Source organism: Microcoleus sp. AT9b-C3 (assembly GCF_036705485.1).
In the GTDB taxonomy this organism is placed as follows: Bacteria; Cyanobacteriota; Cyanobacteriia; order Cyanobacteriales; family Microcoleaceae; genus Microcoleus.
In genome coordinates, this window is sequence record NZ_JAUBUR010000024.1 from 54,575 (window position 1) to 70,658 (window position 16,084).

Here is a 16,084-nt window from a genome sequence, read left to right on the forward strand (position 1 = left end):
CACTGATGGCTCACGCACCTCTGGTGTGAGGAGCAAATTTATGCTATGTTCTACGCCACAGTTGACAGCGGTATGAATATGCTGACTCTTCCGGGCGTTGAAATCACAGAGCTCATCTACGAAAGCGCAAACTCCCTGGTTTACCGAGCATCCCGACAACTCGACAGTCTTCCCGTCATCCTCAAAGTCCTTAAACAAAATTATCCGACACCCCAAGAACTCGCCCGCTATCGCACAGAGTATAAAATTACACAATCTCTGAATCTGAGTGGCTGTATAAAAGCCTATGATTTGCAGCCCTATCAAAACACGCTGGTGATGTTTGTGGAGGATTTTGGCGGCGAATCCTTGAAAATTTGGATGCAGCAGCAAAAATTTAGTATTGCAGAATTCTTGCGAATTGCGATCGCCACCACAGAAAGTTTACAACAAATTCACAGCGCCCACATCATTCACAAAGACATTAACCCTTCAAATATTGTCTTCAATCCAGCTAGCGGCGAACTCAAAATCATCGATTTTGGCATTTCCACGCAGTTGACGCGGGAGAATTACACCCTAAAAAATCCCAACATTTTAGAGGGAACTCTTGCTTATATGTCGCCGGAACAAACCGGCAGAATGAATCGAAGTTTAGATTACCGCACAGATTTTTATTCCCTGGGCGCTACCTTTTACGAACTGCTGACATACCAACTGCCTTTTGACACTAACGATGTGCTGGAATTGGTACACAGTCATCTCGCTAAACAGCCCTTGTCTCCATCTCAGGTGAATCCTGAAATTCCGCAAATGGTTTCCGATATTGTGATGAAGTTGATGGGGAAAAATGCTGAGGAGCGGTATCAAAGTGCGATCGGAATAAAAGCCGATTTAGAAGAATGTTTAAATCAACTTCACACCACTAAAAATATATCTGTTTTTGCGCTCGGTTGTCAAGATATTTCTAACCGTTTTCAAATTCCACAAAAACTTTACGGCAGAGAGCGAGAAATTGATAGCTTGATGACAGCTTTTGCACGAGTCAGCGGACAAGGGCAAGATGCCACTGCCAAAAGTTCAATGATGCTGATTTCTGGATATTCTGGTATCGGCAAATCAGCTTTGGTGCAAGAATTATACAAACCGATTACTCAACAGCGCGGTTATTTTATCTCCGGTAAATTTGACCAATATCAGCGCAACATTCCCTACAGCGCCATTGTCAGCGCTTTTCAGGATTTAGCAAAACAACTGTTAACAGAAAGCGAAGAAAATCTCAAAGAATGGCGGCACAAACTATTAGACGCATTGGGAATCAACGGTCAAGTCCTGATTGACGTAATTCCTGAAATTGAATTAATTATCGGCAAGCAACCAGCCCCGCCCGAATTAGGTGCGGCTGAAGCGGAAAATCGCTTTAATTTTGTGTTTCAAAACTTCATTAAAGTCTTTACCAAACCAGAACATCCTCTCACGATATTTATCGATGATTTGCAGTGGGCTGAGGGGGCATCTCTGAAACTGATGCAACTGCTGATGAGCGCTTCGTCAACGGGACTGTTTTTAATTGGGGCGTATCGAGATAACGAAGTTTCTGCGGCTCATCCGTTAATGCTAACGATTGCAGAGATTGTCGAAACTGGCGCAAAGGTCGATCGCATTTTTCTGTCACCTTTGGATTTGGCCTCTGTTACTCAACTGATTTCCGATGCCCTGAATTGCCCGGAAGCAAGAGTCAACTCCCTTGCCGAATTAGTGCTTTTCAAAACAGGCGGCAATCCTTTCTTTATGAATGAATTTCTCAAATCGGTGTATACAGAAGGCCTGTTACACTTTGATTCGCTCGCTTTCAGTTGGGAATGGGATTTAGACCAAATTCAAGCGAGGGGATTCACTGATAATGTTGTCGAGTTGATGGCTGGCAAAATTCAACAACTGTCAGAGAAAACGCAGGAAACATTAAAGATAGCAGCCTGCATTGGCAATCAATTTGAACTAAAAACCCTCGCCTCAATTCGACAAAAATCAGTGCCCGAAACAGCGGATGATTTGTACGCAGCCGTAGCAGAAAATTTAGTCGTGTTACTGGGGAATATGGGAGATGTGGAATTAGAAATTGCAGGAAAATTACCCAGTAGCCAATCCGTAGAATACAAATTTGTCCATGACAGAATTCAGCAAGCTGCTTATTCGCTAATTGCCGAAGAGGATAAGCCGATTGTCCACAAACAAATAGGACAAATGCTCCTCCAAAATATTCCCATTAACAAGCGAGAAGAAAAAATATTTGACATTGTTAATCAACTCAATTTCAGCAGTGAATTAATCGCTCGCCAGCAAGACAAAGATGAACTGGCTCAGTTAAATCTGATTGCTGGCAAAAAAGCCAAGGCATCGGCAGCTTATCAGCCCGCTTTCAACTATCTGCAAACGGGGATAAAATTGCTGGCAGAAAACGCTTGGCAGGTGCAATACCCGCTAAGTTTGCAACTGCATCAAGAAGCCGGAGAGCTAGCTTACATAGTGGGCGATTTTGAGCAGATGGAAAGTTTAGGGAACCTCGTACTAACCAATGCTAAAACAGTGATCGATCGCGTCAAAACGATCGAGGTAAAAATGGGTACTCATGCTGCCCAAAATCAACTAGATATGGCAATTAATCTGGGGCTAAAAATTCTGAGGGAGTTGGGAGTCAAACTGCCCGCAAAGCCTAACAATCTAGATAGCATAATCGGATTGCTGGAAGTTAAGTTAACCCTAGCTGGGAAACGCATTGAGGATTTAGCCAATCTACCTCAAGGAAGCGATCCTGCTAAACAAGCTGCACTGCGTATCTTGTCATTTATGACTACTGTCGCCTATGGCGTGGCCCCTCAACTGATGCCTTTAATTGTGTTTAAGCAGGTGATTTTATCTGTAAAGTATGGCAACTATCCTGAGTCTCTCCATGCTTATGCAGTTTATGGATTAATTTTGTGCGGAGTTGTGGGAGATATTGAAGGTGGTTATAAATTTGGTCAGCTAGCATTGAGGATGTTGGAGCAATTTGGTAAGCCAGAATTAAAAACTAAAGTCCTTCTTCCATTTAATGACTTTATCCGTCATTGGAAAGCGCCAGCTAAAGAAACGTTGCCATCTTTGTTGGAGGCTTACAAAAGCGGATTGGAAACAGGACAAGTGGAAGAACGTGCTTGTGCGTCTCAAACTTACTGCGGTTATTCGTACCTCTTCGGCGCTGAATTGTCAGGGCTGGAAGGCGATATTGCTACTTATGGCGAGGCGATAGAACAATCAAAATATGACCCGATTATTTGGCAGATTAAACCTTTAGAGCAGTCGGTTTTTAATTTATTAGGTAAGTCGGAAAATCCCTGCTATTTAATTGGGGAAGCCTATGATGAGCGGACTGCGCTATCACTATTAACTGAAGCTAACGATCGCACTTCGATTTTTGCCCTGCATTTTTATAAAATGATTCTCTGTTATTTATTCGGGGAATATGCTGAAGCGGTATCTAACGCAGCTTCCACAATGCAGTATGTAGATAGTGCTGCTGGAACTCTTCAAGTATCATACTGTTATTTTTATGAGTCGCTGGCTCAGCTTTCGTTTTATTCTAATGCTTCTTTCGACGAGCAAAAGCACTGTTTAAAAAAAGTCACTGCTAATCAGAAAAAAATGAAAAAATGGGCGCATCATGCCCCGATGAATCACTTGCACAAATTTAATCTAGTGGAGGCAGAACGATATCGGGTTATTGGCAAAGATGTACAGGCTATCGACTGTTACGATCGCGCCATTTCCCTCGCCAAAGAACACGAATACATTCATGAAGCCGCCCTCGCTTACGAACTCGCCGCCAAGTTCTATTTATCCAGGGGAAAAGAAATCACAGCCAAAGCTTATATGCAGGAATCCCGTTACTGCTATCAACTCTGGGGTGCGGCGGCTAAAGTCAAAGATTTAGAAACGCGATATCCGCAATTATTTACGCTCGACCGCCCTACAAATAAAGCCATTTCAACCACTATATCAACTACTGGCAGCCGTTCTAGTTCTTCCTTGGATATCGATACAGTAATGAAAGCTTCAGAAGCCATTTCTGGCGAAATTGTGCTGGATGATTTGCTGTCAAAACTGATGAAAATTTTAATTGAAAATGTGGGCGCGCAAACAGGATACTTGATTTTAGAAGAACAAGGTAAGTTACTGGTGAAAGCTGAAGGTGCCGGAAATAACGATCTCATCAAAGTATTGCCCTCTATTCCGATTGAAAATTGCCCGGAACTTTGCGCGGCTGTTATCAATTATGTCGCTCGCACGCAAAAAAATTTAGTGCTAAACGATGCAACTCGCGAAGGACAATTTACCAACGAACCTTACATCAAAATACGTCAGCCCAAGTCTATTTTGTGTGCGGCTTTAATGAATCAAGGTCAACTCGCTGCTATTGTTTATCTCGAAAATAACCTCACGACACAAGCTTTTACTCCCGATCGCCTGGAAGTTTTGCAATTGCTATCGGGACAAGCGGCGATCGCACTTACCAATGCTAAACTCTACGCGGAAGTCAAGGAACGCGAAAACCGACTGACTCAATTTATCGACGCTATGCCGATCGGGGTAACAGTGCATGACACCACCGGACAAATTACCTATGCAAATCAGACAGCACATCAACTAAGTGCCATTCCCACAATACCCGAAGCCAATACTGAGGAATTAGCAGAAACTTATCAACTTTATCTCGCGGGAAGTAACCAGTTATATCCCACCGCACAAATGCCAATCGTGCGTTCTCTGGCGGGTGAAACTGTTAAACTAGATGATATGGAGTTTCACCGGCCTGATAAGATTGTTTCCTTGGAAGTTTCCAGCACTCCAATTGTGGATGAAACGGGTAAAATTAATTATGCGATCGCCACATTTCAAGATATCACCGATCGCAAACAAGCAGAAAAAGTTTTAGCTGATTACAATCGCACTTTAGAACAGCAAGTGAGCGATCGCACTCTCGAACTCCAGCGAGAAATTATCGAGCGACAACGAGCCGAAGACGCCGCACAAGAAGCCAACCGAGCCAAAAGTACATTCCTCGCAAATATGAGCCACGAATTGCGGACTCCCCTCAATGCAATTCTGGGTTTTTCCCAACTGTTGAACCGTTCTTCTAACCTATTGCAGGAACAGCAAGAACACCTGAGTATTATCACCCGCAGCGGAGAACATTTGCTCGAACTGATTAACCAAGTATTAGATTTATCCAAAATAGAAGCGGGACGCACGACTCTCAACCCGACAAATTTTGACCTCCACCGCCTGCTGGATGATATCGAAGATATGTTCCAACTTCCAGCCGAAAATAAGGGATTGCAGTTATTAGTAGAGCGGATGCCAGACCTTCCCCAATATGTGCAAACTGATGAAATTAAATTGCGCCAAATCTTGATTAACTTGATTTCTAACGCGATTAAATTCACCTCGGAAGGCGGCATTTATGTGAAAATTAAAAATCATGATTTTGCTCGGAAAATCTGCTTTGAGATAGAAGACACGGGAGAGGGAATTGATGCTAGTGAATTAGACAAGCTTTTTGAAGCTTTTGTGCAAACCAAAACGGGGGAAGCATCGCAACAAGGAACAGGATTAGGTTTAACGATCGCACGTTCTTTTGTGCAGTTAATGGGAGGTGAAATGACAGTCACTTCTCGTGCGGGAGGCGGTACTATATTCAAATTTGACATTAAAGTTAATGCAGTTGAAAGTGCCGATCGCCAACGGGAACAGCCAACGAGACGAGTTATTGCGATCGCACCCAATCAACCCCGCTATCGAATTCTCGTTGCAGAGGACGCTCTTGACAACCGCCAATTGCTAGTTAAACTGCTTTCCGCGATCGGTTTTGAAGTCTACGAAGCCAACAATGGGATGGAAGCAATAGAAAAGTGGGAGCAATATTCGCCGCACTTAATCTTGATGGATATGCGGATGCCGGTGATGGATGGGTATGAAGCCACCAAACAAATTAAAGCCAAAGCATCATCTAGCTCCCTTATTGTTAGGGGTGACGGGGGAGCGATCGAAAGTCAAGCAACAGCAATTATTGCCATAACAGCAAGTAGTTTTGAGGAAGAGAAAGCCGTTATCCTTTCTATCGGCTGCGATGATTTTATTCGCAAACCATTTAGAGAAGCAAACATATTTGATGCTCTGCACAAACATATCGGGGTGCAATTCGTTTTTGAAGAACTAAATGCTGCCCCCAGTTTCACAGAAAATGAAGTAAATGTATTGACAAAAACCGCTTTTTCTGAACTGCCTACTGAGTTAGTAGCAAATCTCCAACAAGCCATTAGCAACCTCGATTTGGAACAGATGCAAACAGTCATCAATCAAATTCGCGAAATCAATCAGCCCTTAGCTAGGGCGAGCGCAGCTTGCATTAAAAATTTTCAGTACGAACAGTTGCTAAACTTAATACACACATTGAGGGATGAGACATGAACAAAAACCTCAGTTTTACCTGCAAAGAAAGTATTTTAGTGATTGATGATTGTCCTGAGAACTTAAAACTTTTAAGCGGGATACTATCCGCTGCTGGGTATAAAGTTCACCTGGCTCCCAGTGGGAAATTAGCTCTTAACTTTATCAATGCCAACTTACCCGACTTAATTTTACTGGATATTATGATGCCTCACATGGATGGCTACGAAGTCTGCGAGCAGCTCAAATCTACTCCGAAAACTCAAAATATCCCAATAATTTTTATCAGCGCTTTGCAAGAAATATTTGATAAAGTAAAAGCATTTTCTGTGGGAGGAATAGACTACATTACCAAACCTTTTCAACAACAAGAAGTTTTAGTGCGCGTTGAAAATCAATTGCGTCTGAGAAGGATGTCTAAACAACTCATAGACCAAAATATTCTCGAAGAGCGCAACCGCATGGCGCGGGAAATTCACGACACTTTAGCGCAAACTTTTGCAGGCATTATCATACATTTGGGAGCCGCAGAACGGGTAATATCAGCCAATCCAGAACAAGCACAAGTACACATGAAAACAGTCTGCGAACTGGCTCGATCTGGACTTGCTGAAGCGCGGCGATCCGTAGAATCTTTGCGCCCGCAACTGTTAGAAGATGGCGATTTGTATAGCGCTCTCAACCAAATTGCTCAACAAATGTCATCAGATACTGATACCTGTACTATTTTTGAAGTGGTTGGCACGGCATATTCCCTACCATTAGAGGTAGAAAATAATCTGTTGCGGATCGGGCAGGAAGCATTAACAAATGCTTTCAAATATGCCAAAGCTACGGCGATAAAAATTGAGTTGGTTTACGAAACATCCAAGTTTCTTTTGCGGGTGCAAGACAACGGACAGGGATTTGATACGGAAAGTATCGGTTTTAGGAATGGCTTTGGTTTATTGGGAATGAGAGAACGCGCCGATCGCATTAACGCGCAACTAATTGTAAACAGCCGCCCCGGAAACGGAACAGAAGTTATAGTTTCAGTAAGTAAGGTGCGCATTGCGCACCCTACATAGTAAGTTTTTAGTGAGGACTTCAGTCTTCTTTCATAAAATTAACAGGGTAAACATGATTAACCAATCAAATATTATTCGCGTTTTAATTGCCGACGATCATTATATAGTGCGGCAAGGTTTAGTGGCGCTGCTGGAGCAGGAATCAGATGTTAAAGTTGTGGCGCAAGCCAGCAACGGGCAGGAAGCTGTGACAATGTTTCGCCAACATCAGCCCGATGTAACGCTGATGGATTGGCGGATGCCGGTGATGGATGGAGTCGCCGCCATTGCTGCGATTTGTGCGGAGTTTCCCAGCGCCCGGATTGTGGTGCTGACGACTTATGACGGCGATGAAAACATCTATCGCGGATTGCAAGCTGGTGCTAAGGGCTATCTGCTTAAGGATGCGGAACCAGAGGAGCTTTTAGCAGCAATTCGGGCTGTTTTTGAGGGTAAAAAGTACATTCCGCTGGCAGTGGGTGTTAAGTTAGCCGATCGCCTGAGTGGGCCTGAATTGAGCGATCGCGAATTAGAAGTCATCCGCCTCATAGTCGCGGGTAAAAGCAACAGCGAGATTAGTGAAGTTTTGCACATCAGCGAAAGCACCGTCAAATTTCACATCAACAATATTTTGAGCAAGATGGGAGTTAGCGATCGCACGCAGGCCGCGATTGCCGCATTAAAACGGGGGATTGTCAGCCTGTAGTTTAATGAGCGGTATTTTTTTCCTGATAAAAATAGCAATCCTCGCATCATTTGTGAATTTCTTACTCCCTCCCCTTGATAAGGGGAAGGTTGGGGTGGGGTAAAAAGTTTACGACTCCTGCAATGATTGCTATATGACTATTATGATGGGAAATAATGATAAATAAGACCTTAAGTTTTATGTAAAAACTTTTTAGTAAGGCTAAGGTGGAACTCCTAGGACAAATTAGCCCTCATCAAAAAAATGCTTTATTCATTTTTGTCCAAGTCTCAAGTCAAAGTCCGCGTTTTAAAACAGTTTGCAGCCGCTGTTTCAGCGTCTTTAGCCCTCAGTGCAATAACCAATTTGAAACCCTCGCCGGTATTAGCCACTAGCAATATCCCCGCCGCAAATCAAACCTCGACTCAGCTAGCAGCAAAACCTGATTCTAGCTTGCAGCTAGGGCGGTTACGCAGCACTGTTCCCGTGCAGACAATGCAGCTCGATCCCGGCGGATTTATCCCGATCGCGATCGGCGGTATGATAATTATTCTGGTGCTGCCATTATTTTTTGGCGGATTGGTAGTAATTGGCGATCGCGAAGTCGGAATTGTCAGTAAAAAGTTTAGCTTCGGCGGCAAGTCTTTACCGCCCGGAGATTTAATTGCCTTAAACGGAGAAGCTGGATATCAAGCTGATACTTTGCCCCCCGGTTGGCACTGGGGTTATTGGCCTTTGCAGTACAACGTTCGCAAAGAGTCTCTAACTGTAGTTCCCCAAGGTGAAATTGCTTTAATTATCGCCGCCGCCGGCGAGTCGATTCCGCCGCAGCGCATCCTAGGCAAAATCACAGAATGCGACAATTTTCAAGATGCTCGCAAATTTCTTAAAAGCGGTGGCGAAAAAGGTCGCCAACTCGGCATTCTGACGGGCGGCAGCTATCGGATAAATACGGCATTATTTACGGTAATTACAGCGGCTAATGCTGCCAAACACGGGATGACAGCGGAACAGTTGAAACTGTACAAAATTGCTCCCGATAAAGTGGGAGTTGTGACAACTTATGACGGCGTTCCGATCCAAGATGGCGAAATTGCAGGGCCGATTATTCCGAATCACGACAACTTCCAAAACGCGCAGAAATTTATCAGCGGCGGCGGGCGGCGCGGTTTGCAGGAACAGGTTTTGCTTTCCGGTTCTTGGAATTTAAATCCTTGGTTTGTCGGGGTGGAACAAGTCCCGATGACGGAAATCCCGATCGGCTATGTCGGCGCGGTTATTTCCTATGTCGGCAAAACCTCGGAAGATGTGAGCGGCGCTGCTTTCACTCACGGAAATTTAGTAAATGTCGGCAATAAAGGCGTTTGGGTAACTCCCCTTTATCCGGGGAAACATCCTCTGAATACTCGCATTTTGAAAGTAGAGTTAGTGCCGACTACTAATATAGTATTGAATTGGTCGGGGAAAACAGAAAGGCACAGTTATGATTCTAAACTTTCGTCTTTAACCGTGCGTTCTCAAGACGGTTTTGCCTTTGATTTAGAAGTAGCTCAGATTATTCACGTCGGCGCTTTAGATGCTCCAAAAGTCATCTCCCGCGTCGGTTCGATGCAGAATTTAGTAGACCATGTTTTGCAGCCGACCATTGGGAATTATTTCCGCAATTCTGCTCAAGCTTATTCTGTATTAGATTTTCTCTCCGCAAGAAGCGGCAGGCAAGCGGAAGCCGCCGAGTATATCAAAGCAGCTTTGCGTACCTACGACGTGCAGGCAATTGATACTTTAATCGGAGATATTTTGCCGCCTGCAGAGTTGATGCAAACTCAAACAGATCGCAAAATTGCTGAGGAACAGTGCAAGACTTATGAAGTGCAGCAATTAGCACAAACTCAGCGGCAACAATTGGTGCGGGAAACGGCGCTGGCTGAGATTCAACAAGAGATGGTGAAATCCGAACAAGGCGTGAAAATTTCTGAGTTGAAAGCGAATTCTCAGGTGAAACAAGCTCAAGGCGAAGCTGAGTCGATTCGGGTGAAGGGAAATGCTCAAGCTGAAGCTTATCGAGCGGGTGTTGTAGCTTTGGGAGGTTCCGGTTATACGGCTTTGCAGTTAATGCAAATTATAGGCGATCGCAACGTGCGAGTTGTGCCGGATGTTGCGGTAACAGGCAACGGTAGCGGTGGCGGTTTGGTTGATGGTTTGCTAGGAATGATGATGTGGAATCAAACCAGTAAAAATGGAGAAAATGGCGGGGAGTTACCTGTAGTTAACCTACAGAAATCGGAACCTGCGACAAAGTTACCGATAGCCCAGGTGAATTCTGTTAAGCCGTCGGCATCTCGCGCTAATTCCCCTGTTGCGAATTCTGAGGCTGATATTGATTCGCGGTTTGATGAATTGCCGTTTGACGATCGATCTTTTAGTTAGGCTGTGCCGTTTGTAGCGAGAACTTCAGTCCTCTGTTATTGAAAGGGCGTATTACCCGTTTGTAGTTGGGCGCGATACCTAGCCAAAAGTTCAGGTAATCTCCTCAACCCAAGGTCAGCTAATTCTGACCTTTTTTTATAGCTAAAAACTCAACTTTTAACCAGCTCTCTTTGCGAATGAGTGTTATAAGCTTAAAACTTAATGGACATTGCAATTTCAAAAGGCTCGCCTAGCTTCAATTGGAGTTTAGCTACTTAGCAGTGAGGGTAAGTTATGCAATTTTTAACTATAAATTTAGATATATTTTCTCAGGCGAGTCTCCTGGGATTCGCTGCCTTAACCGCCTATATTCTCACACTGCTTCCCACAAATTTGATAATTGTTTTCCCTCTCACAAAAACAACTGGCTTTCCCAAATGGCTGCTGAAAAATCGCCGTTTCATTGGTCTGAGCTCTTTCTTTTTAGCTGTAGCTCACGGATTCATATTTTTCAAACAAAGAAACTTTGATATCTTTGATCTCAAAACTTATTTTGTTTACTTCCAGGGAGTAGCAACATTCATTATTTTTACTCTTTTGGCTATCACGTCTAATGATTGGAGTGTGAAAAGGCTCAAGAAAAATTGGAAAAAATTGCAGAGTCTCACTTACCTTGCTATGTTTTTAGTAACCTGGCACATCTGGGATAAAATGGCCGGTCACTGGACATATTTAACGCCTGTTGGAATTGCAGCTATAACCGCCATAATAGTTTTATTCCTCTGTCGCACCTGGATTCAGCGCCAATCTAGACCACAAAAACATCACCCAACCGCCGACAAAGTAACAGTGCTAAATAAAAGTGTTGGATAGCATTTCTCCAAGTAAGAATATAGCCGAAAACTCAGCGATAATTTTGTGGAATAGGAAGCGGGAAGTTGATTTTACATAAACTGAGTTTGGAAGGTCATGTTAATGATATCAAAAGCCGTTAAATGGAAAACTTTAGCGTTGACATTAACAGCAGTTGTAACGGCGACGGGCATCGGCTTCTATAGGTATTTTGCGGAATTGGAAACAACTGTATCGCAGTTTAAATCGGGGTTTTTCACTAAATATTATAGCAGTTTTAAAGATAATTCAGGGTGGATTTATGCGATCGCACTCAGTCCAGACGGCAAAACTTTAGCTAGCGGCTGTTATGGTGGCATTATCAAAATCTGGAACTTGCAAACCGGCGAATTGCTTTACACCATAAAAGCACATACCGATGCAATTGAATCCCTCGCCATTAGTCCTGATGGCAATCTTCTGGCTAGCGGGAGTTGGGATAACCGGATTAAATTGTGGAATCTCAAAACTGGTATACTCATCAATACCTTGAAAGGTCATGCGGATGATGTCAAGGCCATAAGTATCAGTCCTGATGGAAGGTTACTCGCTTCTGGAAGTACCGACAAAACTGTAAAATTGTGGAAGTTTCCCGATGGCAAACTACTGGGTACACTTCCAGATACAGACTGGATTAAATCTGTCGCTTTTAGCCCAGACAGTAAAATTTTAGCAAGCGGCAGCGAGAATGGAACTATTAAGATTTGGTGGCTTGATGATGGCGGCAATTACACCATAACTGGGCATTCCGGGCCAGTGAAATCAGTTGCATTCAGTCCAGACGGCCAAACTTTAGCGAGTGGCAGTGCGGATAAAACTGTTAAGCTGTGGCAGTTTACAAATGGCAAAGTTCTCCACACATTAACAGGGCATTCCGCGCCGGTGCTGTCAGTTGCTTTTAGCCCGGATGGACAGGCTTTAGGTAGTGGCAGCTACGACAAAACTATTAAGCTGTGGAACTTGAAAACAGGTGAACTGATGACAAATTTTGCCGAGCATTCTAAGCCAGTTTGGTCAGTTGCTTTTAGTTCTCAAGATACTGTCTTAGCCAGCGGCAGCGGAGATGAAACTATTAAGCTTTGGCCTGTATCTGTCCCGATTGCGACTCAGGTTAACTCTCCTGCGCCAGAGGTAGAGGCAGCACCTTCGGAAATTATCTCCCCCGGTGAAATTGCCCCGTTGAACCGGAAAGTTTACGACCAAATTGACAAGAGTTGGCGCTCGACTCCCACCTTCAAAACTTCATTAGTTTATCGGGTTGCCGTGAATGAAGAAGGGGCAATTATAGATTGTCAGCCGCTGAACCAAGCAGCGGGTGATTTTATTCAAGAAGTTTCTCTTTCTTCCTTTCGTAAAGTTGCTCGTCAGCCCCAGCATCTTCGTCAATTTAAGGTAGTGTTAAAACCCTCTGGAGTGCTTGAGGTTAGCCCGTGGGAGGGGTGGAGGTAATAATATTAATTATGAAAAGCTCTGCAACAGAAATTTTTCATAGCATCACCCAAAGTTTTATTAAAACCAGGCCGGCCAAAACGCTCGCTTGAATTTTAAGCAGTTGTTTTAACTGGATGCAGGGGAAAGAAAACAGCAGGGGAGACGCTAAAAAACTCTGCAAGTTTTTGTATGTGTTCGGTGGTAAGTTTGCGCTTTTCATGTAGGATATCTGAGACAATAGACTCGGTTTTAAAAATAGGAACTAGGTCTTTTTGTCGGAGATTCAATTCTTCTATTAAAGCCTTTAACAGTTCTACTCCGTAAATGTCAGGTATGGGTTCTAAAGTTTGCTCGTACTCGTAAACAAGCATTCCCAGTACGTGGAGGTAGTCGCGTTCGTCGGGAGTCAGTTCGCCTTTATCCAACAAAGAGTCGATCGCTTCTTGAGTTGCCATTAACTCCTCCTCATCAGTTATGGGGCGCGGGGGAAATGCTTGGAGTAGTTCGATATAAGCGCTAGAGTTTTTCATGTGACTATGCAATATTAAGAAAGTAGAACATTATCTATTATTGATACCACGGGTCTTTTTTCCATCGCTCTTCATCATATTCTTCATGGGTAAGTACAGCTCGAATAAAAACTTTTTTAGGTCGATATTCATAATCTATGAAGGTAATCAGTCTGTAGTTATTACCTCTGATGTTAAAGACAGTAAAGTTTCCAACTCTATCGGCTGAGGAAAAAACTGCTTTCACTTCAGCTAAATTTGACCACTCGGCTGTTGTTGCTAGTTTGTACCAAGAGCGCAGACTTGTTTCGGCATCAGGATACTTTTCCCAGAATTTCCTGAGTGCTGATTGAGAGATAACGTGCATATAGTTCCTCGAAAAAAAACTAATTTACGCATCGATTGGACTCTCGCTAGAATCATTTGCATTTCATCTTAGCAAATTGCGAAGTCTTTTGTCAACTCCGATTTGCAGTACAATCGATCGATATTGCATCTGAGGAATCTCCCCATGTCAGAACAGTTTTCCACTGAGATTAGCGATCGCATCTGCACTCACATGAACGAAGACCACGCTAGTGCTGTAGTGCTGTACGCTCAAGCATTTGGCGACCAACCGCAGGCAACAGAAGCTCAAATGCTCGCTATTGATGCCAACGGCATGGATTTAACCGCTAAAGTCAACGACGAAACAGTGCCTGTTAGAGTAAATTTCGATCGCACTTTAAAAGACGCCGAAGATGCTCACCACACTCTCATTGAAATGGTGAAACAAGCTCGAAAAGTTGCTAAGTAGTCAATTGCGTACTATTCTGTTATAATTTTAACGTTTGCAGTACGGACTTTAGTCTGGTTCAATAGTTGTTAAGGACTCAAGTTCTTAGTGAAAACCTTTAGTTAGGTTAATTTTTTTCAAAGACTAAAGTCCCTACTCCAAAAAAAATATTTAATACAGTTTAATTTTACTCTAAAAAATCCACTAAAATGACAGAAAATTACCCAAGCCCCAAAGAATTAGATGTCGTCAATGGCAGTAAAAATAACCATTTCGAGGCACTGGTAAAGCGACTAGATTTGATGATTCGCGCCCGCTATTCGCTGCTGTACATTGTCGGCGCGGAGGAGGAACCGGTCGAGGCTGTAATTGACCAAGTAGCGCTGCAAGTAACTCCCGCGCGCCGGGTGTTGTTCTGGGATCTTGTGCGTGGCTGGGAGGATAACGGTTCTGGGAAAGGTTCGGTAATGGCGGCGCTCGATCGCATCAGCAAAACTGCTGTTGAAGAATATACCATATTTGTCCTGCGGGATTTGCACCCAATTTTGAAATATCCCTACAGCGAAAAAAGCGCGGCGGTAGTGCGAGAATTGCGGAATTTAACGCGAGAATTGAAGCGCAGCAAAAAAACTATAGTTCTTACTTCTCACACGCTGGAATTGCCGGAGGAATTGAAAGAAGAAGTAACAGTAATTGATTTTCCTTTGCCCAACGTGCAAGAAATCGACAGTTTAATTTCCCACGTTGTGGAAAAGCCGCAACAGTTGCAAGTTAGCGGTTTAGCAAGAGAACAGTTAGTTAAAGCTTGTCAGGGTTTGAGTCGCGCTAGAATCGGGCGGGTTTTAGCTAAAGCTTTGGCGGCTAAACAGCAAATTAACGAGTCAGATATTGACGGAGTTTTGGAGGAAAAACAGCAAGCAATTCGCCAAACGGGAATTTTGGAGTTTTTTAACTCCAGAGAATCCCTAAAAAGTGTGGGCGGATTGGAGAATTTGAAACAGTGGGTAAAGATGCGGCAAGATGCTTTTACTGACGAAGCGCGTCGCTACGGCATACCCAATCCGAAAGGCGTTTTGTTAGTAGGAATTCAAGGAACGGGCAAATCTTTATCTGCGAAAACTATTGCTTGCGAATGGCGTTTGCCGCTGCTACGCTTGGATACTGGGAGATTGTTTGGCGGTGTGGTCGGGGAAAGCGAAAGTCGCGTCAGGCAAATGATACAATTAGCAGAGGCGATCGCACCTTGCGTGTTGTGGATCGATGAAATAGATAAAGCCTTCGGCAACATTATCAGCGGCAGCGACGGCGATTCGGGAACTTCGCGCCGGGTATTCGGCAGTTTGATTACTTGGATGCAGGAAAAAACCAGTCCGGTGTTTATCGTCGCAACTGCAAATAACGTCAGGATTTTGCCGGCAGAGTTGCTCAGAAAAGGCAGGTTTGATGAAATTTTCTTTTTAAATTTGCCCTCAGAATCGGAACGGCAAGATATTTTTAAAGTGCATTTGCAGCGTTTGCGGCCCACTAGATTGCGCGAGTTTGATTTGGCGGTTTTGGCCAAACGCGCTGAGAATTTTAGCGGTGCAGAAATTGAGCAAGTTGTAATTGATGGATTGTATCGAGCCTTTGGCACTTTTGTCAACGGACAGCGCCGGGATTTGATGACCGAGGATATTTTGAGGTCGATCGAGGATACAGTACCTTTAGCTGCGATCGCGCGATCGCAAATTGAAGATTTGAAGCGCTGGGCGGCGGAAGCGGGCGCGAGAACAGCTTCTAACGATACTCACTTAATTGATGAATTGAAACGCTACAGCCAGCGGCGGAGGGATGCGATCGACAATTAACTTAATTTCTAGGGTGCGTCAGTTAATGT

General features: G+C 43.9%; 10 protein-coding genes. 8 read left to right on the forward strand and 2 right to left on the reverse strand.

From position 1 onward, the window contains the following. The first annotated feature begins 45 nt into the window (after window positions 1-45). From QUB77_RS20655 to QUB77_RS20680, 6 genes are all read left to right on the forward strand, one after another. Window positions 46-6,486, forward strand: coding sequence for an AAA family ATPase (locus tag QUB77_RS20655; protein ID WP_333179572.1), 6,441 nt, complete (start codon window positions 46-48; stop codon window positions 6,484-6,486). After that, window positions 6,483-7,532 carry a response regulator gene (locus QUB77_RS20660; protein WP_333179569.1) on the forward strand — a complete coding sequence of 350 codons (1,050 nt, stop codon included), beginning with the start codon at window positions 6,483-6,485 and terminating at the stop codon, window positions 7,530-7,532. The genes QUB77_RS20655 and QUB77_RS20660 overlap by 4 nt, the downstream gene beginning before the upstream one ends. Before the next feature lie 55 nt (window positions 7,533-7,587). After that, the gene (locus QUB77_RS20665; protein ID WP_333179617.1) at window positions 7,588-8,217 is read left to right on the forward strand and encodes a response regulator transcription factor; all 630 of its coding nucleotides are present in this window, start codon (window positions 7,588-7,590) and stop codon (window positions 8,215-8,217) included. A gap of 243 nt (window positions 8,218-8,460) precedes the next feature. Further along, a complete protein-coding gene (locus QUB77_RS20670; RefSeq protein ID WP_333179567.1) occupies window positions 8,461-10,623 on the forward strand; it encodes a flotillin family protein in 2,163 nt (720 codons plus the stop codon). A gap of 273 nt (window positions 10,624-10,896) precedes the next feature. Further along, window positions 10,897-11,475: a ferric reductase-like transmembrane domain-containing protein gene (locus tag QUB77_RS20675; protein WP_333179564.1), complete on the forward strand. Its 579-nt coding sequence runs from the start codon at window positions 10,897-10,899 to the stop codon at window positions 11,473-11,475. A gap of 102 nt (window positions 11,476-11,577) precedes the next feature. Then, window positions 11,578-12,942, forward strand: coding sequence for a WD40 repeat domain-containing protein (locus QUB77_RS20680; RefSeq protein WP_333179562.1), 1,365 nt, complete (start codon window positions 11,578-11,580; stop codon window positions 12,940-12,942). Between the two features lie 95 nt (window positions 12,943-13,037). On the opposite strand, the gene QUB77_RS20685 is transcribed toward QUB77_RS20680, so the two are convergent. Further along, window positions 13,038-13,454, reverse strand: coding sequence for a transcriptional regulator (locus QUB77_RS20685; RefSeq protein WP_333179559.1), 417 nt, complete (start codon window positions 13,452-13,454; stop codon window positions 13,038-13,040). Between the two features lie 37 nt (window positions 13,455-13,491). Further along, the gene (locus QUB77_RS20690; RefSeq protein ID WP_333179556.1) at window positions 13,492-13,800 is read right to left on the reverse strand and encodes a type II toxin-antitoxin system HigB family toxin; all 309 of its coding nucleotides are present in this window, start codon (window positions 13,798-13,800) and stop codon (window positions 13,492-13,494) included. 144 nt (window positions 13,801-13,944) lie between these two features. Here QUB77_RS20690 and QUB77_RS20695 point away from each other — a divergent pair, with 144 nt between their 5' ends. Both QUB77_RS20695 and QUB77_RS20700 read left to right on the forward strand, forming a co-directional pair. Further along, a complete protein-coding gene (locus QUB77_RS20695; protein WP_333179554.1) occupies window positions 13,945-14,229 on the forward strand; it encodes a DUF2470 domain-containing protein in 285 nt (94 codons plus the stop codon). A 188-nt stretch (window positions 14,230-14,417) separates the two neighbouring features. Next, window positions 14,418-16,055 (forward strand): AAA family ATPase, encoded by a 1,638-nt coding sequence (locus tag QUB77_RS20700; protein ID WP_333179553.1) that lies wholly within the window; start codon window positions 14,418-14,420, stop codon window positions 16,053-16,055. Window positions 16,056-16,084 lie beyond the last annotated feature (29 nt).

What these genes read in the sequence shown, in the direction of transcription:
- QUB77_RS20690 (WP_333179556.1), bottom strand. Translation starts at nt 13,800, where the DNA reads ATGCACGTTATCTCTCAATCAGCACTCAGGAAATTCTGGGAAAAGTAT.
- QUB77_RS20660 (WP_333179569.1), top strand. Translation starts at nt 6,483, where the DNA reads ATGAACAAAAACCTCAGTTTTACCTGCAAAGAAAGTATTTTAGTGATT.
- QUB77_RS20675 (WP_333179564.1), top strand. Translation starts at nt 10,897, where the DNA reads ATGCAATTTTTAACTATAAATTTAGATATATTTTCTCAGGCGAGTCTC.
- QUB77_RS20695 (WP_333179554.1), top strand. Translation starts at nt 13,945, where the DNA reads ATGTCAGAACAGTTTTCCACTGAGATTAGCGATCGCATCTGCACTCAC.
- QUB77_RS20680 (WP_333179562.1), top strand. Translation starts at nt 11,578, where the DNA reads ATGATATCAAAAGCCGTTAAATGGAAAACTTTAGCGTTGACATTAACA.
- QUB77_RS20700 (WP_333179553.1), top strand. Translation starts at nt 14,418, where the DNA reads ATGACAGAAAATTACCCAAGCCCCAAAGAATTAGATGTCGTCAATGGC.
- QUB77_RS20670 (WP_333179567.1), top strand. Translation starts at nt 8,461, where the DNA reads ATGCTTTATTCATTTTTGTCCAAGTCTCAAGTCAAAGTCCGCGTTTTA.
- QUB77_RS20655 (WP_333179572.1), top strand. Translation starts at nt 46, where the DNA reads ATGTTCTACGCCACAGTTGACAGCGGTATGAATATGCTGACTCTTCCG.
- QUB77_RS20685 (WP_333179559.1), bottom strand. Translation starts at nt 13,454, where the DNA reads ATGAAAAACTCTAGCGCTTATATCGAACTACTCCAAGCATTTCCCCCG.